The 22,460-nt window shown below is 64.1% G+C and carries 18 protein-coding genes and 1 pseudogene; 12 read left to right on the forward strand and 7 right to left on the reverse strand.

Going from position 1 to position 22,460, the window contains the following annotated elements; translation table 11 throughout:
- Positions 1-98: 98 nt before the first annotated feature.
- The 5 genes from leuS (at position 99) to KPG66_RS01520 (ending at position 6,257) form a co-directional block, all read left to right on the forward strand.
- Entirely contained in the window at positions 99-2,693 is a 2,595-nt protein-coding gene (leuS, locus tag KPG66_RS01500; protein WP_013434152.1) for a leucine--tRNA ligase, read from the forward strand.
- A 23-nt stretch (positions 2,694-2,716) separates the two neighbouring features.
- Positions 2,717-3,265, forward strand: coding sequence for an LPS-assembly lipoprotein LptE (locus KPG66_RS01505; RefSeq protein WP_041754010.1), 549 nt, complete (start codon positions 2,717-2,719; stop codon positions 3,263-3,265).
- Positions 3,266-3,278: 13 nt separating this feature from the next.
- Entirely contained in the window at positions 3,279-4,436 is a 1,158-nt protein-coding gene (holA, locus tag KPG66_RS01510) for a DNA polymerase III subunit delta (protein WP_013434154.1), read from the forward strand.
- A 120-nt stretch (positions 4,437-4,556) separates the two neighbouring features.
- A complete protein-coding gene (locus KPG66_RS01515) occupies positions 4,557-5,828 on the forward strand; it encodes a glutamate-5-semialdehyde dehydrogenase (protein ID WP_041754012.1) in 1,272 nt (423 codons plus the stop codon).
- 12 nt (positions 5,829-5,840) lie between these two features.
- Positions 5,841-6,257 carry a CopD family protein gene (locus KPG66_RS01520; RefSeq protein WP_013434156.1) on the forward strand — a complete coding sequence of 139 codons (417 nt, stop codon included), beginning with the start codon at positions 5,841-5,843 and terminating at the stop codon, positions 6,255-6,257.
- Positions 6,258-6,268: 11 nt separating this feature from the next.
- Here KPG66_RS01520 and KPG66_RS01525 read toward each other — a convergent pair whose 3' ends face one another.
- A complete protein-coding gene (locus KPG66_RS01525; RefSeq protein ID WP_041753019.1) occupies positions 6,269-7,111 on the reverse strand; it encodes a MurR/RpiR family transcriptional regulator in 843 nt (280 codons plus the stop codon).
- Between the two features lie 350 nt (positions 7,112-7,461).
- Between KPG66_RS01525 and edd the strand changes: the two genes are divergently transcribed.
- From edd to KPG66_RS01545, 4 genes are all read left to right on the forward strand, one after another.
- Positions 7,462-9,297, forward strand: a complete 1,836-nt coding sequence (edd, locus tag KPG66_RS01530; RefSeq protein ID WP_237069801.1) for a phosphogluconate dehydratase — start codon at positions 7,462-7,464, stop codon at positions 9,295-9,297.
- 37 nt (positions 9,298-9,334) lie between these two features.
- Positions 9,335-9,970 carry a bifunctional 4-hydroxy-2-oxoglutarate aldolase/2-dehydro-3-deoxy-phosphogluconate aldolase gene (gene eda, locus KPG66_RS01535; RefSeq protein WP_013434160.1) on the forward strand — a complete coding sequence of 212 codons (636 nt, stop codon included), beginning with the start codon at positions 9,335-9,337 and terminating at the stop codon, positions 9,968-9,970.
- Positions 9,971-10,283: 313 nt separating this feature from the next.
- On the forward strand, positions 10,284-11,645 hold the full coding sequence (locus tag KPG66_RS01540) for a GntP family permease (RefSeq protein WP_237069802.1): 1,362 nt from the start codon (positions 10,284-10,286) through the stop codon (positions 11,643-11,645).
- Positions 11,646-11,685: 40 nt separating this feature from the next.
- Positions 11,686-12,186, forward strand: coding sequence for a gluconokinase (locus tag KPG66_RS01545; protein WP_237069803.1), 501 nt, complete (start codon positions 11,686-11,688; stop codon positions 12,184-12,186).
- A 60-nt stretch (positions 12,187-12,246) separates the two neighbouring features.
- Here KPG66_RS01545 and purB read toward each other — a convergent pair whose 3' ends face one another.
- The 4 genes from purB to KPG66_RS01570 form a co-directional block, all read right to left on the reverse strand.
- Positions 12,247-13,635, reverse strand: coding sequence for an adenylosuccinate lyase (gene purB / locus KPG66_RS01550; protein WP_237069804.1), 1,389 nt, complete (start codon positions 13,633-13,635; stop codon positions 12,247-12,249).
- A gap of 243 nt (positions 13,636-13,878) precedes the next feature.
- Complete coding sequence (mnmA, locus tag KPG66_RS01560) at positions 13,879-15,021, reverse strand: tRNA 2-thiouridine(34) synthase MnmA (RefSeq protein ID WP_013434164.1); 1,143 nt, start codon at positions 15,019-15,021, stop codon at positions 13,879-13,881.
- Between the two features lie 89 nt (positions 15,022-15,110).
- Positions 15,111-15,587, reverse strand: a complete 477-nt coding sequence (locus KPG66_RS01565) for an NUDIX hydrolase (protein ID WP_041754014.1) — start codon at positions 15,585-15,587, stop codon at positions 15,111-15,113.
- 71 nt (positions 15,588-15,658) lie between these two features.
- Entirely contained in the window at positions 15,659-16,951 is a 1,293-nt protein-coding gene (locus tag KPG66_RS01570; RefSeq protein ID WP_041753024.1) for a THUMP domain-containing class I SAM-dependent RNA methyltransferase, read from the reverse strand.
- Positions 16,952-17,110: 159 nt separating this feature from the next.
- On the opposite strand from KPG66_RS01570, the gene yajC reads away from it, so the two are divergent.
- The 3 genes from yajC (at position 17,111) to secF (ending at position 20,626) form a co-directional block, all read left to right on the forward strand.
- Positions 17,111-17,488: a preprotein translocase subunit YajC gene (gene yajC, locus KPG66_RS01575; RefSeq protein WP_049786336.1), complete on the forward strand. Its 378-nt coding sequence runs from the start codon at positions 17,111-17,113 to the stop codon at positions 17,486-17,488.
- Positions 17,489-17,599: 111 nt separating this feature from the next.
- Positions 17,600-19,657 carry a protein translocase subunit SecD gene (secD, locus tag KPG66_RS01580; RefSeq protein ID WP_237069805.1) on the forward strand — a complete coding sequence of 686 codons (2,058 nt, stop codon included), beginning with the start codon at positions 17,600-17,602 and terminating at the stop codon, positions 19,655-19,657.
- Positions 19,658-19,675: 18 nt separating this feature from the next.
- On the forward strand, positions 19,676-20,626 hold the full coding sequence (gene secF, locus KPG66_RS01585) for a protein translocase subunit SecF (protein ID WP_013434170.1): 951 nt from the start codon (positions 19,676-19,678) through the stop codon (positions 20,624-20,626).
- 98 nt (positions 20,627-20,724) lie between these two features.
- Here secF and KPG66_RS01590 read toward each other — a convergent pair whose 3' ends face one another.
- Positions 20,725-22,020: an MFS transporter gene (locus KPG66_RS01590; protein WP_237069806.1), complete on the reverse strand. Its 1,296-nt coding sequence runs from the start codon at positions 22,018-22,020 to the stop codon at positions 20,725-20,727.
- Between the two features lie 207 nt (positions 22,021-22,227).
- Positions 22,228-22,434 (reverse strand): annotated as a pseudogene (locus tag KPG66_RS01595) (YceI family protein); the annotation flags it as partial.
- Positions 22,435-22,460 lie beyond the last annotated feature (26 nt).

The following is a 22,460-nucleotide window of genomic DNA, read 5'->3' on the forward strand; positions in this document are numbered from 1 at the left end:
ACGCTATAATCGGCGTTTCCCTGGCTTTCCCGAGGCACGGTACTGCACGTGCGCCCCCTGCGCGGTATGCCGCAAGCCGACTGTCCCCGACGACCATCATGCAAGATAAATACGTTCCCGCCGATGTCGAATCCGCCGCGCAGCAAGCATGGCGAGACAACGATGTCTATCGTAGTACCGAGCGCGCCGACAAAAAGAAATTCTATTGCGTGTCGATGCTGCCGTACCCGTCGGGCAAGCTGCATATGGGGCACGTGCGTAACTACACGATCAACGACGTGATGTATCGTCACCGGCGCATGAACGGGTACAACGTGCTGATGCCGATGGGCTGGGATGCGTTTGGGATGCCGGCGGAAAACGCGGCGATCGCCAACGGCGTGCCACCGGCCAAGTGGACATACGACAACATCGCCTACATGAAGAAGCAGATGCAGGCGATGGGATTGGCGATCGATTGGTCGCGTGAGATTGCGACATGCAAGCCGGACTACTACAAGTGGAACCAGTGGTTGTTCCTGAAGATGCTCGAAAAGGGCATCGCGTACAAGAAGACGGGGACGGTGAATTGGGATCCAGTTGACCAGACTGTGCTGGCCAACGAGCAGGTCGTCGACGGGCGCGGCTGGCGTTCCGGCGCGGTGGTCCAAAAGCGCGAGATCCCGATGTATTACTTGCGGATCACGGACTACGCGGAGCAGTTGCTGCAGGACCTTCACGCGCTGGGGTGGCCCGAGCGCGTGAAGGTGATGCAGCACAACTGGATCGGCAAGAGCCATGGCGTGAACTTCGGCTTCCCGTATGAGATCGATGGACAGCAGCAATTGCTGCGCGTGTTCACGACCCGCGCGGACACGATCATGGGCGTCACGTTCGCAGCCATCGCCGCCGAGCACCCGCTCGCCACACGGTTGGCACGGGACCAACCCGCGTTGCAGGCGTTCATCGACGAGTGCAAGCGTGGCGGGGTGGCCGAGGCGGACATGGCGGCAATGGAGAAGAAAGGCGTGTCCACCGGCTTCTTCGTCAAGCATCCGCTGACTGGCGCCGACATCGAAGTCTGGATCGGCAACTACGTGCTGATGAGCTATGGCGAAGGCGCGGTGATGGGCGTGCCGGCCCACGACGAGCGCGACTTCGCGTTCGCGACGAAGTACCGCCTGCCGATCAAGCAGGTCATCGCGGTACAGGAAAAGGTGTATTCGACCGAAGCGTGGCAGGACTGGTACGGTGACAAGGACGCCGGCGTTTGCGTGAACAGTGGCAAATATGACGGCATGCGCTACGAGCAGGCGGTGGAGGTGATCGCGGCGGACCTTGCCGCGAAGGGGCTCGGCGGCAAGCAGGTCACGTACCGGTTGCGCGACTGGGGCATTTCGCGCCAGCGCTATTGGGGCACGCCAATCCCGATCATCCATTGCCCGCGCTGTGGCGATGTTCCGGTGCCGGAACAGGACTTGCCGGTATTGCTGCCCGAGGACCTGGTGCCGGATGGCAGCGGCAATCCGCTGGCCAAGTCCGAGGCGTTCATGCACTGCACGTGCCCGCGCTGTGGCGCCGACGCGAGGCGTGAGACGGACACGATGGACACGTTCGTCGATTCCGCCTGGTATTTCTCGCGCTATGCGTGCCCGGACGCGCCGACGATGGTAGATGCGCGTACCGACTATTGGATGCCGATGGACCAGTACATCGGCGGCATCGAGCATGCGATTTTGCACCTGCTGTATTCGCGCTTCTGGGCCAAGGTGATGCGCGACCTCGGGTTGACCGACTTTTCCGAGCCGGCGACCAATCTGCTCACGCAGGGCATGGTGCTCGACCAGACGTACTATCGCGAGGACGCGGCCGGCAAGAAGACGTGGTTCAACCCCACCGACGTGACATTGTCATACGATGACAAAGGGCGTGCAGTCAGCGCGGTGCTGCACGCCGATGGCGAGCCGGTCGAGATGGGCGGCGTCGAAAAAATGTCGAAGTCGAAGAACAATGGCGTCGATCCGCAGCATCTGATCGATTCGCACGGTGCTGATACCGCGCGACTATTCACGATGTTCGCGGCGCCACCCGAGCAGTCGCTCGAATGGTCCAGTGCCGGTGTTGAAGGCGCGAGCCGTTTCCTGAGACGGCTGTGGGCGTTCGGCTACGCGCATCGTGCAACGTTCGCCGAGCGTCCGGCGCTGGATACCGCGACGCTGAACGACACGAGCAAGACGCTGCGCCGCGAGATTCACTCGGTGCTCAAGCAGGCCGACTTCGACTATCAGCGGCTGCAGTACAACACGGTCGTGTCCGCGGCGATGAAAATGCTCAACGCGCTGGAGTCGGCCAAAGACGTCGGCGCCGCGGTCCTCTATGAAGGATATGGCATCTTGCTGCGCGTGCTGTATCCGGTGGTGCCGCATGTCACGTATACGTTGTGGCGCGAACTGGGGTACGCGACGCAATTCGGCACGCTGTTGGACGCGCCGTGGCCGAAGGTGGACGAGCAGGCGCTGGAGCAAAGCGAAGTCGAACTGGTGCTGCAGATCAACGGTAAGGTGCGCGGCGCGCTGAAGGTGGCCAACGACGCGCCACGCGAGACGATCGAGCAGGCGGCACTCGCGCACGAGATGTTCGACAAGTTCGGCGAAGGCAAGACGCCGAAGAAGGTGGTGATCGTGCCGGGACGGCTCGTGAACGTGGTCGTTTGAGGGCCTACATGACTGACTCGAAACTGTCGCGCCGATCCTGCATCGCGCTTGTCGCGGTGGCGTTGCTGCTGTCCGGATGTGGCTTCCAGCTGCGCGGCGACTATGGCTTCCCGTTCAAGCGGCTCGCACTGGTCGGCCCGGGTCCGGAGCTGGGCGCACGGATCCAGCGAATGGTTGAGGGCGGCAGCCAGACGCGGATCGTCAAGCGCACCGACGGCGCGGACGCGATCCTGTCGATTTCCGAGGGGCGCGGCACTGGAGCGCTGACGCTCAATGCTGCCGGACAGGTCAACGAGTACGAACTCGACTACACGATGTCGTACCAACTGGTCGGCGCGGACGGCACAGTGCTGTTGCCCCCCAGCGTGATCCGCATCAACCGGGCGATGACCTATTCCGACCAGTACGCGCTGGCTAAGTCGCAGGAGTTCGAGTTACTGTATCGCGACATGCAGAACGACGCGGTTGACCAGCTATTGCGGCGCATGAGCGCAGTGCGCGAGTTGCACCCGACTCACGGCGGGGTTCGCGCGGTGGCGCCGCGCGCGCCGCTGCCCACGCCGCCGCTGTAACGGACACGACAAGATGCAACTGCGCGCAGACGCCCTGGAGTCACACCTGGCCAAGACGTTGGGTCGCTTGTACGTCGTGTACGGCGACGAGCCGCTGCTCGCGCAGGAAGCCTTGGCGCGCATCCGCGCCGCGGCGCGTGCGGCCGGTTTCACCGAGCGCAACGTATTCTCTGTCGAGCGCGGTTTTGATTGGAGCCTGCTGCTTGGCGCCACGCAATCGATGTCGTTGTTCGGCGAGCGGCAGCTGATCGAATTGCGCATTCCGACCGGCAAGCCGGGCAAGGATGGCGGCGACGCATTGAAGGCGCTGGCGGCGTCGGACAATCCCGACTTGCTGACGTTGATCGCATTGCCGCGGCTGGACGCGGCGACGCAAAAGACTGCATGGTTCACCGCATTGGTCCAGGCCGGTGTGGCGATACGCATCGACACGATTGAGCGTGCGCAGCTGCCGAACTGGATTGCGCAACGGCTCGCGGCGCAGCAGCAACGCCTCGTCGCCGGCGACGCAGGGCGGCGCGCGCTGCAGTTCATCGCCGAGCGGGTCGAGGGCAACCTGCTCGCCGCGCATCAGGAAATCCAAAAGCTCGGCCTACTGTATCCTGCCGGCGAATTGACGCTCGAGCAGGTGCAGGACGCGGTACTCAACGTCGCCCGCTACGACGTGTTCAAGCTCAACGAGGCCATGCTCGCCGGCGATGTTGCGCGCTTGGCGCGGATGCTCGATGGATTGCGCGGCGAAGGCGAGGCGACGGTGCTGGTGCTGTGGGCCGTCGTAGAGGAAATCCGTGCGCTGGCGCGAATCAAGCGGGGGCTGACTGCCGGCAAGCCGTTGGCGAGCCTGATGCGCGAGAATCGCGTGTGGGGGCCGCGTGAACGGCTGATGGGCCCCGCATTGCAGCGCGTTGATGAACGTTCGCTCGAACGGGCGCTGGCGCTCGCAGCGCGGCTGGATCGGCAGGTCAAGGGACTCTGCGGTGGGGTGCCGGCGCGTGTGGGCGTCGCGCCCGCTCGCGCATCGCTGCCGCCGGCCGATCCGTGGGATGGCTTGTTCGATCTCGCGATGACGATTGCGCGGCCCGGCGGCAGCGATGGCGGGTGCCGGACGGAGGGCGGTGCGCCGCGCGGTGCCACCGCTACTGCCACCGCCATGCGGGCGATACGACCGTAGCCATTACAATGGAAGCCGTCGTGTCGTCGTGTCGTGCAGCGGGTCACGCGCGACGGCTTCGATCTATGCGGACTAGGCGTGCACGAACCAACCGCATTCACGCATTACGGGAATACGAAGATGGACATTGACCGCTACATGACCGATCTGGGTCGCCGCGCGCGCGCGGCGTCAAGGGCGATCGCCCGGGCGCCGGGGGCCGCGAAGAACGCGGCGCTCGAACAGATCGCGCTGGCGATCCAGGGGCAGACCGACGCGCTCCAGCGCGCGAACGCGCGCGATGTCGAGCGGGCACGGGCCAACGGGCACGATGCGGCCTTCATCGACCGGCTAACGCTGTCGGACAAGGCGCTGACGACGATGGTCGAGGGGCTGCGGCAGGTTGCGGCGCTGCCTGACCCGATTGGCGAGATCACCGGCATGAGGACGCGGCCGACCGGCATTCAGGTGGGCCAGATGCGGGTGCCGCTCGGTGTGATTGGCATCATTTACGAGTCACGGCCGAATGTCACGATCGATGCTGCCGCGCTGTGCCTGAAATCGGGCAACGCGACGATCCTGCGCGGCGGCTCGGAGGCGATCGAATCCAATACCACGCTCGCCGCGCTAATCGCTGAGGCGCTGCGCACGAGCGGCCTGCCTGAGGATGGGGTGCAAGTAGTCAGTACGCCGGATCGGGCGGCGGTCGGCAAGCTGATCACCATGACCGACTACGTCGATGTGATCGTGCCGCGCGGGGGCAAGCGCTTGATTCAACGGTTAGTCGATGAGGCGCGGGTGCCGATGATCAAGCACCTGGACGGCGTGTGCCATGTCTACGTGGATGACGGCGCCGATGTTGGCAAGGCGCTGGCGATATGCGATAACGCGAAGACGCATCGGTACGGCACCTGCAACACGATGGAGACACTGCTTGTCGCACGGGGCATCGCGCCGACCGTGTTGCCGTTGCTGGGCAAGCTGTACCGGGACAAGGCTGTCGAACTGCGCGTGGACCCGGCTGCGCGCGCGATCCTTGCCGATGCCGGTGTCGCGCCGCTCGTAGACGCGACTGAGGCCGATTGGCGCACTGAATACCTGGCGCCGGTGCTCGCGATCAGGGTGGTGGACAGCGTCGACGCGGCGATCGAGCACATCAATACGTATGGCTCCGCGCATACCGATGCGATCGTGACTGAGCACTACGAGCGCGCGATGCAGTTCCTGCGCGAGGTCGATTCGGCCAGCGTGATGGTCAATGCGTCGACGCGCTTCGCGGACGGCTTCGAATACGGGCTAGGTGCTGAAATCGGCATCTCGAACGACAAGCTGCATGCGCGTGGGCCGGTCGGCCTCGAGGGGCTGACATCATTGAAATACGTCGTGCTGGGCCACGGCGAAGTGCGACAGTAAAGGGACTCGAGTATGTTGTGGATCAAGACTTTTCATATTGTGTTAATCGCCTCCTGGTTCGCGGGACTGTTCTATCTGCCCCGCATCTTCGTGAACCTGGCGATGGAGACCGAGCCCGCCGTGTCGCGACGCCTGCTGGTGATGGCGCGCAAGCTGTATCGCTTCATGAGCTTGATCGCCGTGCCGGCGCTCGCGTGCGGCCTCTGGCTATGGCTGATGGTGGGCATCGGGCGTGGGCAGGGGTGGATGCACGCGAAACTGGCGATCGTCATGCTGCTGATCGTCTATCACGCGATGTGTGGCAGGTTGCTCGCCACATTCGAGCGGGAGGCGAACCGCCGCTCCGATCGGTGGTATCGGATGTTCAACGAATTGCCGGTGCTCGGCTTGCTCGGCGCCGTCGCGCTGGTAGTCTTCAAGCCCTTTTGAGCGGTCCGCCGTCAGTCGCGCACGGCCACGCGGCGTTGTGCGAGGACTTTTTGGGCGTCATTTAGCCGGTCGACCAGCGCTGATCCTCTGCGTAGCGCGACACCGACCGCGAGGATGTCGCCAATCACCAAGTGCGACATGCGTGAGGTCATCGGCGAGAATACGTCGGTTTCCTCGGTGAGGTTGGCGAGCAGACTAATTGTGGCGAGCCGCGCCAGCGGTGAGTTGCCGTGTGTGATCGCAATGACCTTGGCGTCACGTTGCAACGCTGAGTGGACGGCACCGATGATATCCCGCGTGCGGCCAGTGTTCGACACGGCCACCACCACGTCGCGCGGGCCGAGCAGCGCCGCCGACATGGCATAGGTATGGGGGTCGGTGTATGCGACGCTGGGCATGCCAAGCCGGAAGAACTTGTGCTGGATATCCTGCGCGGCGATGCCGGAGCCGCCGGCGCCATAGAATTCGACGCGGGCCGCGTCGGCGAGCAACTCAATCGCCGTCTCGACACTGTGCGCTGACAGGCTGTTGCGCACTTCGAGCAGTGCGCCAATGGTACGGTCAAACACCTTCGAGACGATACCCGGTGCTGGCTCATCCAGCCGCACGTCCCGATAGACGGTGGGCAGCCTTTGTGCCACGCCTTGCGCAAGTCTGATTTTGAACTCTCGAAATCCGCTGCAGCCCAGCGCGTGGCAAAAGCGCGCGATGGTGGGCTGGCTTACGCCCGCGCGGCTGGCCAGCTCGGTCATGGACAGGTCGAGCACTTCGCGTGGCGCGTCGCAGACGTAGCCGGCAAGCTTGCGCTCGGACGGCCGCAATTGTGCACGCATGGCTTCGATTCTGGCGAGCATCGTGAAGGTCGCAGCGACGGGCAAAATAAAACGGCTGCAGTATCGCGCAAAACAGGTAGAAAATCTACGTGCCGGGGTGTATCGGCATCGTCGCGCGTAACCGGGCGTGCGCGCCCATGCGATCGCGCGAGTTCGCGCAGACTTCACGCAATTACAGCCCTTATTTCGACGCAAGCGGCGTGAGCCGGTCTAGAGTGGGCGGTTCAGGGTAGGGAAGCCCGGATCAACCTGATTGAGTCTATGTAGCATTTCTACTAAACTGACCGACACCGGTCGAACTGATGACCCCTCCGGCGATTCCAATTTTTTAGCGCACCTGCGCGTGCCGCCCGTTTCCAGGAGCGATTTTCATGGCTTCGTTGCACCCCCGGCTGACGGCAGTGACCGATCGCATCATCGAACGCAGTAAGGCAACGCGGCGCGCCTATCTCGCCCGGATCGAGCATGCACAAGGACAGTTTCCCGCGCGCGGCGTGCTGTCTTGCGCGAATCTGGCCCACGGCTTTGCCGGGCTCGAAGGGCAGGACAAGATCGCGATTCGTGCGATGCGGCAGCCGAACATCGCCATTGTGTCGGCCTACAACGAGATGTTGTCCGCACATGCGCCGTACCGCGACTTCCCCGACATCATCAAACAAGCCGCGCGCGAAGCGGGTGGCATCGCGCAATTTGCCGGTGGCGTGCCCGCGATGTGCGACGGCATCACGCAGGGCAACGCCGGCATGGAATTGTCGCTGTTTTCCCGCGAGACGATCGCGATGTCAACGGCGATTGCGTTGACGCACAACATGTTCGACGCGGCATTGTGCCTGGGCATTTGCGACAAGATTGTGCCGGGCCTGTTGATCGGCGCATTGCAATTTGGCCACTTACCGACGATCTTCGTGCCCGCCGGGCCGATGACCAGTGGCCTGTCCAATGATGAGAAAGCCAAGATCCGCCAGCAGTTCGCCACCGGCGCCGTGGGACGCGACGTGCTGCTCGACAGCGAGGCGCGCGCGTATCACGGCCACGGCACTTGCACGTTCTATGGCACGGCGAACTCGAACCAGCTGCTGATGGAAATCATGGGTCTGCACTTGCCCGGTGCCGCGTTCGTCCATCCGCATACGCCGCTGCGCGATGCGCTTACCGCCGAAGCGGCACGCCGTGTGCTGCAATTGACCGCACAAGGCGCGCACTACACGCCGATCGGCCGTGTAGTCGATGAAAAGGCGATTGTCAACGGCATCGTCGCGTTGCTGGCCACCGGCGGCTCTACCAACCATACGCTGCACCTGGTGGCGATCGCTCGCGCGGCCGGCATCGTGATCGACTGGAACGACTTCGATGACCTGTCGCGTGCGGTGCCGCTGCTCGCGAAGATCTATCCGAATGGCAAGGCGGACATTAACCACTATCACGCGGCGGGCGGCATGGCGTTTCTCACGCGCACGCTGCTCGAAGCAGGCTTGCTGCACGACGATGTGACGACCGTTGCCGGCCCCGGCTTGTCGGACCATTACACGCGCGAGCCCAGACTAGTCGATGGCAAGCTGGCCTGGGTCGATGGCCCGCGCGAGAGCCACGACAAGGCCGTGCTGCGTGGTGCCACGGAACCGTTCCAGCCGGATGGTGGGCTGCGACTGGTACAGGGCCGGTTGGGCCGAGGGGTGATCAAGATTTCCGCGGTCGCGCCGCAACATCGCAGGGTCACGGCGCCGGCAATCGTCTTCGATTCGCAGGAAGGCGTACAGGCTGCCTTCGATCGCGGTGAGCTGGAGCGCGATTGCGTTGCTGTGGTGCGATTTCAGGGGGCAAGAGCCAATGGCATGCCCGAGCTGCACCGGCTCACGCCGCTGCTAGGTGTTTTGCAGGATAAGGGATTTCGTGTGGCGCTGGTGACCGATGGCCGGATGTCGGGTGCCTCGGGCAAGGTGCCGGCGGTGATCCACCTGTCGCCTGAGGCGCTGCTGGACGGCCCGCTCGGCAAGGTGCGCAGCGGCGACGTCATCACGCTCGATGCAGAAGCCGGGCGACTGGACGTGGACGTGGATGAGGCTGAATGGGCGTGCCGCGCGAACGAAAAGCCCGTGCATCGCCACGAGCACGAATTGGGCTTTGGTCGCGAGTTGTTCGGCGTTTTCCGTGCCGCTGCGCTGCCGGCCGAGCAAGGGGCGTCGGTGTTCGGCGCGATGACCGAATGAGGGCGTCGTTCTATTCTGAACTACAGGAGAGCTGCAGATGAAACCCGTGAGCGAAATCGTGCGGATCGGCCCGGTCATTCCGGTGCTGACATTTGAGTCGGTGGAGCAGGGCGAGCACGTCGCGCGCGCGCTGTACGAGGGCGGGGTGACGGTGCTCGAGATCACACTGCGGACCGCGGCCGGACTGCAGGCGATCGGGCGCGCATCGCAGCTTGCCCCGGATATTGTTGTCGGCGTTGGCACGCTGACTACCGCCACCCAGGTCGAGCAGGCCAAGCGCGCCGGCGCGACATTCGGCGTGTCGCCGGGGCTCACACGCGAGATCCATCGGGCGGCGCAGGACGTCGGCTTGCCGTTGCTGCCCGGCGTGATGACGCCGTCCGACATCTTGCTCGCGCTCGAGCTTGGCTACGACATTGTGAAGTTTTTCCCGGCGCAGCAGGCCGGCGGCTTGGACATGCTGCAAGCGTTTAGCGGTCCGTTCCCGGCGTTGCGATTCTGTCCGACCGGCGGTATCACGCAAGAGTTGGCGACAAGCTTTCTCGCGCTGCCCAACGTGGTCTGCGTCGGCGGCTCATGGCTCACGCCCCGGGCGGTGCTGGCCGCGCAAAACTGGGCCGAGGTGACACGTCTGGCGCGCGCGGCGAGCCAATTGGCGCGGCCCAATACCTAAGCCTGAGCCAAGCCAAGCCAAGCCAAGCCAAGCCAAGCCAAGCCAAGCCAAGCCAAGCCAAGCCAAGCCAAGCCAAGCTAAGCTAAGCTAAGCTAAGCTAAGCTAAGCTAAGCTAAGCTAAGCTAAGCTAAGCTAAGCTAAGCTAAGCTAAGCTAAGCTAAGCTAAGCCCTGGGCCCGTCCGCTTCGGCGGCCGCCGTGCCGTCGCCGTGGGCGGCGGTGCCGCGCCGTGCCGGGTACCGCCCGACCGGGTAGCGGCGCCGTCTCGGTTGGCGCGCCGGCGTACAAAGCAATAAAGCCATCGGAGGAGTCGACATGGCAGCAGCCCACGGCACCATGCTCCTGATCTATGCGGTCATCGCGATCGCTGCGCTGGTCTTGTTGATCACGCGCTTCAAGGTTTATCCGTTCCTGGTTCTGATCATCGTCTCGCTGCTGCTCGGCCTGGCTGCGGGCATGCCGCCCGAGACCATCGTCAAGTCGTTCGAGACCGGCAACGGCAACACGCTCGGCCACATTGCGGTCGTTGTTGGCCTGGGCACGATGCTGGGCAAGATGATGGCCGAGTCTGGCGGCGCGGAGCGCATCGCGATGACGCTGATCGGCTGGTTCGGCGAAAGAAACATCCATTGGGCGATGATGTTTGTCGCCGTCATCGTCGGGCTGCCGGTGTTCTTCGAGGTAGGCTTCGTGCTGCTGATCCCGATTGCCTTCAACGTCGCCAAGCGCACCGGCAAGTCTCTGCTGCTGGTCGGCTTGCCGATGGTCGCTGGGCTATCGGTGGTGCATGGCCTGATTCCGCCGCATCCGGCAGCGATGCTCGCGCTCCAGCAGTATCACGCCGACATTGGCCGCACGATCGCATACGGGCTGATCGTCGGCGTGCCGACCGCGATCATCGCCGGTCCGCTGTTCGCGCTGCTCATCCATCGCGCGATCAAGCTACCGGCGGACAATCCGCTCGCCGCCCAATTCGTCCAGTCCGCGCCGGCGACGCAACAGCGTGAACTGCCTGGCTTCGGCATCACGCTGATGACGATTCTGCTGCCGGTGATCTTGATGTTGGCCGGCAGCTGGGCGGACCTGGTGCTCCCAACGAACACGCGTGCGAACGACGTGCTGCGTTTTCTCGGCAACTCTGATGTGGCCTTGCTGATTGCAGTGCTGGTCAGCTTCTGGACCTTCGGTGCGCGCCGCGGCTTCACGCGCGAGCAGATTCAGCGCTTCTGCGGCGACTGCCTCGCGCCGATTGCCGGCATCACGCTGATCGTCGGCGCGGGCGGTGGCTTTGGCCGCATCTTGATGGACAGCGGCATCTCAAAGGAAATCATCGGCGCGGCCACCCAGCACAACCTGTCGCCGCTGGTGCTCGGATGGCTGGTTGCCGCGCTGATCCGACTGGCCACGGGTTCCGCCACCGTGGCGATGACCACCGCGTGTGGCATCGTCGCGCCAATCGCAGCGGCCGGCACGGTTCAGGCCACGCCGGAACTGCTGGTGCTCGCGACTGGTTCGGGCTCACTGATTTTCTCGCACGTCAATGATGGCGGCTTCTGGCTGATCAAGGAATATTTCGGCATGACCGTCACGCAGACGTTCAAGACGTGGTCGCTGTGCGAGACGATCATCTCGGTGGTCGGCCTGCTGTTGACCTTGACACTGGGGATGGTGCTGTAAGTGATGGCCGCGTGTGCGATGCGGGCCCGTGGAGCGTGTGATGATTTTGATTGTGATGGGGGTATCGGGCGCCGGCAAGACGCGGGTCGGGGAGTTGCTGGCCGAGCGGCTCGGATGCCCGTTTACCGACGGGGACGTGTTTCACAGCGACGCGAACAAGGATAAGATGAGCCGCGGTATTGCGCTGACCGACGCGGACCGCTGGCCGTGGCTGCGCACCTTGCGTGCGGCGATCGAGCAGCAGCAGCGGGCGGGCGAAACCGCCGTCTTCACCTGCTCGTCGCTCAAGCGCTCGTACCGGGACGTACTGCGCCATGGCGACAGCGACGTCGTATTCGTCTACCTGAAAGGCACGTTCCAGGTGCTGCGCGCGCGGCTCGGTCACCGCACTGGCCACTTCTTTGACCCGTCGTTGCTGCAAAGCCAATTGAACACGCTCGAGGAGCCGGGGCTTGACGAGGCGATCACGATGAGCATCGACGAGCCGCCGGAGCGGATCGTCGATCGGGTGCTCGAGCGGCTGGCCGCGCGCACCCGTTGATCCGCGTGGCCGGGGCGGCTGCCTCGGCATGCGCGCCCGCAGCGGCGCCGCGCACCGGTATTAGCCGATGCGTTGTGCGAGCTCGACCGCCTTGCCGACGTAGGAGGCCGGCGTCATCGCCAGCAGTCGCGCCTTGACCTCGTCCGGGATCGCCAGCGTGCCGATGAAGGCGTGCAGTCCATCGCGGGTGATGCCCTTGCCACGCGTAAGTTCCTTCAATTGCTCATAGGGATTCTCGATTCCATAGCGGCGCATGACGGTCTGCACCGGTTCGGCCAGCACTTCCCAGCAGCCATCCAGGTCCTCATCAAGTCGTTGCGGATTCACTTCGAGCTTGTCGAGCCCGCGGATCAGGGCATCGTATGCGAGCAGCGAGTAGCCGAATGCGACTCCGATGTTGCGCAGGACCGTCGAGTCGGTCAGGTCGCGCTGCCAGCGCGACACGGGCAGCTTGTCCGCCAGATGGCGCAGCGTGGCGTTGGCCAGGCCCAGGTTGCCTTCGGAGTTTTCGAAATCGATCGGATTAACCTTGTGCGGCATCGTCGACGAGCCGATTTCCCCCGCCTTCGTCTTTTGCTTGAAATAGCCCAGCGAGATGTAGCCCCACACGTCGCGGTCCAGGTCCAGCAGGATTGTGTTCGCCCGCGCGATCGCGTCGAACAGTTCCGCCATGTAGTCGTGCGGCTCGATCTGGATTGTATAGGGGTTGAACGTCAGCCCGAGCCGCGTCTGCACGACATCCCGCGCGAAGGCTTCCCAGTCGAAATCCGGGTAGGCAGATAGATGGGCGTTAAAATTGCCGACCGCGCCGTTCATCTTGCCCAACAGCGTGACGGTGGCGATCCGGTCGATGGCGCGCGACAGACGCGCGGCCACATTGGCGATTTCCTTGCCCAGTGTCGTCGGGCTGGCCGGCTGTCCGTGCGTGCGTGAGAGCATCGGTTGCGCGGCGTGCGCGTGCGCGAGCGCGACCAGCCGCTGGTGCACGGTGCGCAGCGCCGGCAATATCACATGCTCACGCGCGCCCTTGAGCATCAACCCGTGCGACGTGTTGTTAATGTCCTCGGACGTGCAGGCGAAATGGATGAACTCGCTCGCACGCTCCAGTTCCGCCTGGCCCTTGACCGACTCCTTCAGCCAGTACTCGACCGCCTTCACGTCGTGGTTCGTCACGCGCTCGATGTCCTTAATCCGGGCGGCATCATGCGGGGAAAAGCGCTCGACCAGTTGCAGCAGGAACTGTTCGGATGGCGCGGAGAACGCCGGGATTCCCGGCAACCCGGCCTGCGACAGCGCGATTAGCCAGTGGACTTCGACGGTGACGCGGTGGCGCATGAACGCGGCTTCGGACAGCCAGTCGCGCAGGGCTTCGGTTTTGGCCGCATAGCGGCCGTCCAGCGGCGATAGCGCGGTCAGCGCAAAGAGGGTATCGGGACGAGTGTCGGACATGGCACGGGACGCCGCAGCGGCGCCGGAAAAACGTAGAGAACCGCATATTTTACCATCGGCTGCGTCCCGGCGAGGCCCACCGTGCGCCGCGTCGCCGGTACGTCGCGCTGCCGCTACATCGCGTCGCCGGTGCGCCGTGGTGCCGGTATGCCGTGCTGCCGGGCCGCGAGTGCGCCGCGGTGCGTTGCTTTCGCATGCCGGAGTTCGCGTGGCGCGATGCCTACCCGGATCTGGACAAGCCCTTCATGAATCTGTCGCAGCGTCAGTCGTTCGTCGATACGCGGCCGCAGGCGTGGACGGCGCCGACGTGGCGCCGATGATGCCGCCACCCAGGCACACGTCGCCGTCGTACAGCACAGCGGATTGCCCCGGCGTCACTGCCCATTGCGACTGCGCGAAGTGCAACGCAAAGTGCCTGTCTGGTGCATGCTGGAATGTGCAGGCCGCATCCTGCTGGCGATAGCGCGTCTTGGCCGTACACGAGTGCCCGTCCTGCGGTGCCGCGCCTGCAATCCAACTGGCGTTCTCCGCCTGCAGCGTCGAGCTGAGTAACCACGGGTGATCGTGCCCCTGCACGACGTACAGTGTGTTGCCCGCCATGTCCTTGCCGGCGACGAACCATGGCTCGCCGCTGCCGTCGCGACTGCCGCCCAGGCCGATCCCTTTGCGCTGTCCCAATGTGTAAAACGCGAGCCCGATGTGTTCGCCAACGACCTTGCCGTCTGGGGTCCTCATCGGGCCAGGGCGGGTCGGCAGATAGCGGTTCAGGAACGTGCGAAACGGCCGCTCGCCAATGAAGCAGATGCCGGTCGAGTCCTTCTTTGCCGCGTTGGGCAACCCGATTTGCGCGGCAATCTCACGAACCCGCGTCTTGGGCAATTCGCCAAGCGGAAACAGTGTGCGGCTCAACTGCGATTGGTTCAGGCGATGCAGGAAGTACGATTGGTCCTTGGACGAGTCGAGTGCCTTGAGCAGTTCAAACCGCTCGCCGATCCGGCGCACGCGGGCGTAGTGGCCGGTCGCGATGGTTTGTGCACCCAGCGCCATTGCGTGGTCCAGGAATGCCTTGAATTTGATCTCCGCATTGCACAGTACATCCGGATTCGGCGTGCGGCCCGCCGAATATTCGCGCAAGAACTCGGCAAAGACCCTGTCCTTATACTGCGCGGCGAAGTTCACCGCCTCGACGTCGATACCGATGAGGTCCGCAACCGATACGACGTCGATCCAGTCTTGCCGGCTCGAGCAATATTCGCTGTCGTCGTCGTCTTCCCAGTTTTTCATGAATAGGCCAACCACCTCGTAGCCCTGCTGCTTGAGCAGCCACGCGGCGACCGACGAATCCACGCCGCCGGACATGCCGATGACCACGCGTTGCTTTGCCATGATGCGTTACCGTTGCCAGTTTGGGCGCCGCGGGCGCCACGCGGCGCGAGCGCCGGTTGGGTTGCTCAAGGCCGGTCGCGACACGCCGTTTAACGCAGCACGGCCGGGTGGGATTGTACGAACTCGAGCGGATAGCGGCGTCCCGCCAGGTAGTCCTCGACACAGCGCAACACGAGCGGCGTGCGGTGGCGCGACGCTTGTGCGCGCAACGCGTCGGCGCTCAACCAGACCGTGCGCAGAATATCGGGGTCAAGCTCGCGCGGGATCGGATCGTGTGTGGCGGTGCCGCAGTACGTAAAGCGAACATAGGTGGCCGGCACACCGTGTTCCCGCTCGAACTGCGCGACGTACACGCCAACCAACGCCTGCGGCGTAAACACGTGTCCGGTCTCCTCGAGCGTTTCGCGCACGACCGCCTCGAGCAGCGTTTCGCTCGGCTCCAGGTGACCGGCCGGTTGGTTCAACCGTAGCCCGTTCGGTGTGTGCTCCTCGACCAGCAGAAATCGCTGCTCGTGCTCGATGATGGCGGCCACCGTCACGTGCGGCGCCCACAGTTGCGTATCCATAAGGTCCAACATTGTACCGCTGTCTGGCGCGGCGGGCGGGCGCATGCGCGTTGCCAGCGCCGCCGGGCCGCTCAATCGGGTGAGCCCGTCTGCGGGCGCGCCGCCGAGCGTTGCCGCATCGCGCCGGCGACCAGATCGAAGCGGAACAGCCGGCATTCAAGCGCGCCGTTGTACAACGGCGTCTTCGTCGATTCGCGCAGCCGCATCTGGCCGGGCAGCGTACGATCGGCGCTGAGCACGAACGCGTGCCAGCCGGGGAACCGCTGCTTGAGCACGTCGCCGAACGAGCGGAAGAACGCGCTGTCCGCATCGTCCGGACGGGCGCGCTGGAATCCCGTGCCGTCGCCATCGACCGTGCGGGCGCCGCGGCCGCGCGTGGCGATTCGCTCGCCGTAGGGCGGATTGGCCACCAGCACGCCCGGTGTGTCGCATGGTGCCACGATGTCGCGCGCATCGAGTTGCTTGAGCGGGACCATTGGTGCGCCTGCGCGCTGCAGGTTTGCGGCGGCCTTGGCGAGCATGTCGCCGGACACGTCGCTGCCGTAGATCGACAGTGCATCGCCCGGCGCGGCGCGCGCGCCAGCCTCGCGCTTGGCGTCCAGCGCTTGCGCCTTCAGGCGCTGCCACGCGCCGACATCGTAGTGCGTGAGATTTTCGAAGCCGAAACGCCGGTCCACGCCCGGCGCGATGCCTAGTGCGATCTGCGCGGCCTCGGCGATGAACGTGCCGCTGCCGCACATTGGATCGACCAGCGGCGTGCCTGGTGTCCAGCCGGTCAGCCGCAGGATGCCTGCGGCCAGATTCTCGCGCAATGGCGCGGCGCCTTTGTCCAGTCGCCATCCGCGCTTGAACAACGGCTCGCCGGAGGTGTCCAGGTACAGCGTGCAGTCCGTGGCGGTCACGAACGCCTGCACCCGCACGTCGGGTTCGGCGGTGTCGATGCTGGGCCGTGCCCCGGTCTGCTCGCGCAGTCGGTCGCAGATCGCGTCCTTGATGCGCAGCGTCGTGAATTCCAGACTGCGCAGCGGCGACTTGATCGCGGTCACGTCTACCCGCAACGTGCGGCTGGCGTCGAACCATTGCTCCCACGACTGCTCGCGCGCCAGCGCGTAGATATCATGCTCGTCGCGATAGGGCCGCGTGGCGATCTTTAACAGGATCCGGCTAGCAATCCGCGAATGCAGATTGGCCGCGATGGCGGCAGCCCATGCACCGCTGAACGGCACGCCGCCGGGCGCCGGCGCTTGCACGGCGAACGTCGGATCGGCAGCGAGCGCGGACAACTCGCCGAGTTCGACGGCGAGCGCGCCCTCCAGGCCGCGGGGGCAGGGGGCGAAGAATTCGAGGCGGGTGGCGAAGGACATGGAGAATGCGTCGGGCGCAAAACGGACCAGTGCGTATTGTACGTGGCCACGCGACGGGTGGGGCAGCCCCGGATCCCGAGGCGCCTGGCTGTGGGCGCCGCCGCGTCCGCCGCATCGGCCCGTACAGCCGCCAGAGGGTGCTTTGCCGTCCTGGGGCAGATGGTAGAATGCCCGGCTATTTCGACCTTCTACCACGGAGAGACCCACGTGTTCATTTCCAATGCGTACGCCCAGGCTGCACCCGCCGCAGGCGGTGCCGCCGGCTTCATCCAGACGTACGGCTTCTTCATCCTGATGATCGCGGTGCTGTACTTCTTCATGATTCGTCCTCAGATGAAGCGGCAAAAGGAGCACCGGAACATGCTTGCCGCGATGACCAAGGGCGACGAAGTGCTCACCTCCGGCGGCATCGTGGGCAAAGTCACGAAGGTCGGCGAGGCCTATGTTGGCGTCGAGTTGTCCGACGGCGTCGAGGTCACCGTGCAAAAGAGCGCGGTCTCGGCGATCCTGCCCAAGGGCACGATCAAGTCGCTCTGATCGCCGGCGTGTGTCCGGTCCGCGCGGCACGGCGCCTGGTGCGCCGAGCGCGCGTCGAAGCGGACACGGCCCGGCGAGCGTCGCGCAGAACTCCTCCTGTCCAGTCATTCCATGAATCGCTATCCCCTCTGGAAATACGTCGTGATGTTGGTGGCGCTTGCCATCGGCTTGCTGTACACGCTACCCAACTTCTTCGGCGAGGCGCCGGCGGTGCAGGTGTCCAGCGGCAAGGCGACGGTCAAGCTGGACTCGTCGGTGCTCAATACCGTCGAGTCGACGCTCGCCGCGAACGGCGTGCAGGCGGACGACGTGACGTTCGACAACGCGAGTCAAAACGCGAATATCCGCGTGCGCCTGAAGGACACCGACACGCAACTGCGCGTGAAGGACCTACTGCAAAAGGCGCTCAATGCCGATCCGGCGGATCCGACTTATATCGTCGCGCTGAACCTGCAATCGGCGTCGCCGCGCTGGCTAGCGTCGCTGCACGCGCTGCCGATGTACCTGGGGCTGGACCTGCGCGGCGGCGTGCACTTCCTGCTGCAGGTGGATTTGGCCGGTGCGCTGAATAAGAAACTCGATGCGGACGCAGCTGATGCGCGTACGCTACTGCGCGACAAGTCGATCCGCGCTGGCGGCGTGAACCGCGTGGGCCAGACAGTGGTGGTCAACTTCGTTGATCAGGACGTCGCGAACCGCGCGCGCCAGTTGCTGTCGGACAACGTCACTGAGTTGACCTGGCAAGTACAGCCGGCCGCCGGCGGCTATCAGGTGGTGGGCGCGTTTACACCAGCCGCGCAAAAAACGGTGCAGGACAGCGCGCTGAAGCAAAACATCACAACGCTGCACAACCGAGTCAACGAGCTTGGCGTCGCCGAGCCGATCGTGCAGCAACAGGGCGCGGACCGGATCGTTGTTGAACTGCCCGGTGTGCAGGACACCGCAAAGGCCAAGGACATCATCGGGCGGACCGCGACGCTCGAGGCTCGCATGGCCGATTATCAGAATCCGGTGCGCAACATCAACGACCCGGTGCCGGTCGGTGATGACCTGTTCACGCAGGGCAACGGCGCGCCGGTGTACCTGAAGAAACAAGTGATCTTCACCGGTGACCGGATCACCGACGCGTCGGCCGGTTTCGACGAGCACCAGCGTCCGGCCGTGAAGATCCGCCTCGATGCGCGCGGCGGACGGGTGCTGCGCGACGTGTCGCGCGACAACATCGGCAAGCCGATGGCGATCGTGCTGTTCGAGAAGAATAAGGGCGAGTTGCTGACGGTGGCGACGATCCAGTCCGAGCTGGGCGAAAATTTCCAAATCACCGGCCAGCCGACGCCCCAGGCGGCGACCGATCTCGCGCTGTTGCTGCGCGCCGGTTCGCTGGCCGCGCCGATGGAGATCATCGAGGAGCGCACGATTGGACCGAGCCTGGGCGCGGACAACATTAGAAAGGGTTTCGACTCGGTGCAGTACGGGTTCGCTGCGATTGCGGTGTTCATGATCGCGTACTACATGCTGTTCGGACTGATCTCGGTGATTGCGTTGTCGGTGAACCTGCTGCTGCTCGTCGCGGTGCTGTCGATGATGCAGGCGACGCTGACATTGCCCGGCATCGCGGCGATCGCGCTGGCACTGGGCATGGCGATCGACGCGAACGTGCTGATCAACGAGCGCATTCGCGAGGAGCTGCGTCGCGGCGCGCCTGCGCAACTGGCGATCCAGAATGGCTTCTCGCATGCATGGGCGACGATCCTGGATTCGAATGTCACGACGCTGATTGCCGGGCTGGCGCTACTTGCGTTCGGCTCCGGGCCGGTGCGCGGCTTTGCGGTCGTGCACTGCATCGGCATCCTGACATCGATGTTCTCCGCCGTGTTCTTCGCACGGGGGCTGGTGAACCTGTGGTACGGCGGCAAGAAGAAGCTCAAGTCGTTGGCCATTGGCCAGGTATGGCGTCCGGAAGGCACGCTGGCCGCGTACGCCGAATCTGCTCAGCAGGGGGCGGGCGGCGCGGCGCAGGCGCTGCCGCGTACTTCGGACGCCAAGCGCCCGGGTCCGAAGCGCGCGGTACGGCGCAATGCGCCAGCGGCGCCGCGGCCCGGCGATGCGCCCCCATCGGAGCGCACACCGCAACATGATGCGCCGACCAAGCCGGGCCAGTCCCGCTGACCACGCTCGGAGACCCTCATGGAATTTTTCCGGATTCGCAAAGACATTCCGTTCATGCAGCGGGCGTTGATCTTCAACGTGATCTCGCTCGTGACGTTCCTTCTCGCGGTGTTCTTTCTGCTGCATCGTGGTTTACATTTGTCCGTCGAATTTACCGGCGGCACGGTGCTAGAAATCCACACGCCGCAAGCCGCGCAAGTCGACCCAATCCGCGGCGCGCTGGACAAGATCGGCTATGCCGATGCGCAGGTACAGACCTTTGGCACGTCGCGTGACGTGCTGATTCGTCTGCCGTTGAAGGGAGGGCTGTCGTCGGCGCAGCAAAGCGATCAGGTGATGGCCGCGCTGAACGAGCTTGACGCGCAGATCAAGCTGCAACGCGTGGAGTTCGTCGGGCCGCAGGTGGGCAAGGAGCTTGCGACTGACGGGTTGCTTGCGCTCGCGTGCGTGGTCGTGGGCATCGTGATCTACCTGTCGTTTCGCTTCGAATGGAAATATGCGATCGCCGGGATCATCGCGAACCTGCACGACGTCGTGATCATCCTGGGTTTTTTTGCGTTCTTCCAGTGGGAGTTCTCGCTATCGGTGCTGGCCGCGGTGCTCGCGGTGCTTGGCTATTCGGTCAACGAGTCCGTGGTCATTTTCGATCGGATTCGCGAGACGTTTCGGCGTGAGCGCAAGATGACGGTCACCGAGGTCATCAATCATGCGATCACGAGCACGATGTCGCGCACGATCATCACGCACGGCTCGACGCAGATGATGGTGTTGTCGATGCTCTTGTTTGGCGGCCTGACGCTGCACTATTTCGCGCTGGCGCTGACCATCGGTATCCTGTTCGGCATCTATTCGTCGGTGTTCGTCGCAGCGGCGCTGGCGATGTGGCTTGGCGTCAAGCGCGAAGACCTGATCAAGGAAAAGAAGACGGGCTACGACCCCAACGATCCGAACGCCGGCGCGCAGGTGTAGCCGCGCTCGCCGCCCTGCGCGGCGTGTTGGCTGGTCCGTGACAGCTCGGACTGGCCAACCGCTACAACTGCTGCAACCGCTGCAACCGGCTCGCGCGTTCAGCGCACCGCGAGTCGCAAGCGCACCGCAAACAGCGCGACGATGCTGATCGCGGCCGCAAAGATCATGTAGAAGCCGGGCGCCACCTTGGTGCCAGTCGATGCGATCAACCACGAGATGATGAACGGTGCAAAGCCGCCGAAGATCGTCACGGCGATGTTGTACGACAGCGACAGCCCGGTCGTACGAGTACTGACCGGGAAAATCTCCGACAGCAACCCAGGCAGCGTTGCGAAATAGCCGCTCATCAAAAAGCCGAAGATGATTTGCACGACCAGCAGCGTTGCCAAGGTCGGATGCGAGACCAGCGTCGCAAACGCAGGGTAGATCAGCACGAGAATCGCGATCGCTGAGGCGAGCATGATGCCGGTGCGGCCATGCTGGTCGGACCAGTGGCCCACCAGTGGCGACACGACCAACTGGATCATGCCGGTCAACAGGATCGCGGCGAACGACGCCGACGCCGGTAGGCCGAGTTGCTTCACCGCGAAGGTCGGCATGAACAGCACGACATACGTCGACACGGTGGCTAGAATCACCACGCCGATGGCGATCAGCAAACGCTCCTTCTGCGTCGCGAGGGTATCGCGCACGGGTGTCAACGTGGTCTTGCTCGACATCTCGGCCGCGACGAACTCGGGCGTCTCATCGACGTGCTTGCGGATATACCATGCCACCGGCCCAATCAACAGCCCAAAGAAAAATGGGATCCGCCAACCCCATGCATCCATTTGCGCGGATGACAGGTTGCCATTGAGTACGACGCCGAAGCTGGCTGCGAGCAGCGTCGTGAGCCCTTGGCTGGCGACTTGCCAGCTGGAGAAAAAGCCACGGCGCTGCGGCATATGCTCAGCCAGGAACGCAGTGGCGCTGCCGAACTCGCCGCCGGCGGAAAAGCCTTGCAGCAATCGCGCGATGACTAGGATCAGCGGCGCGGCCAGGCCGATGGTCGCGTAGTTGGGCAGCACCGCGATGATTAGCGTGCCGGCCATCATTAGCAAGATCGTCAGCGATAGCGCGGCCCGGCGGCCGGCGCGGTCCGCATAAGCGCCGAGCACGATGGCGCCCAGCGGTCGCATGAAGAACGATACGCCGAACGTGCCCAAGGTGAGCAGCAACGATATCGTGTCGTTGCCGGCCGGGAAGAATTGCCGGGAGATGACAACGGCAAAGAAGCCGTAGGCGACCAGATCGAACCATTCGAGTGCGTTGCCGATCGAGGCAGCGGCCACTGCGCGCCACACCTTCGGCTGCACGGTCGGGGTAACGGACGACAATGAGACAGATGCACCCATGCGAGTCCCTTATTCTATGAACTGCGTTGACGAATGCCGTCGCCTGGTCGTTGTACTCACAATGATTTTTTGGCGCCGGTGCCTGCGTGCGCCTCACCTTAGCGGTAACGCCGTCAGATTTCAACCGTTAAAAAGGGCCAAACGGGGTTTGCCTTGCCGCATCGGTTGCACGCGACGCGGCTCAAGCCGCTCGCCCGGTCGCGTTCACTATTGCTTGATGCCTTCGACTTGGATCTGGAGCGTGGTCTGCATGTTGAAGCCGTAGGACTGACCATAGTCCAGCCCGAAGTCAGCGCGGTTGACGCTAGCCTTGGCATCGGCGCCGCACCACCAGCGTTTGAGCATCGGATGCTGCTTACATTGGAACGAGTCCAGCGTCAGCTTCAGCGGTTTGGTAATGCCGTGCAACGTTAGCGGACGGCATGAAAGTCAGTCTCTCC

Source organism: Mycetohabitans sp. B2, from assembly GCF_021733735.1.
GTDB classification, from domain to species: Bacteria; Pseudomonadota; Gammaproteobacteria; order Burkholderiales; family Burkholderiaceae; genus Mycetohabitans; species Mycetohabitans rhizoxinica.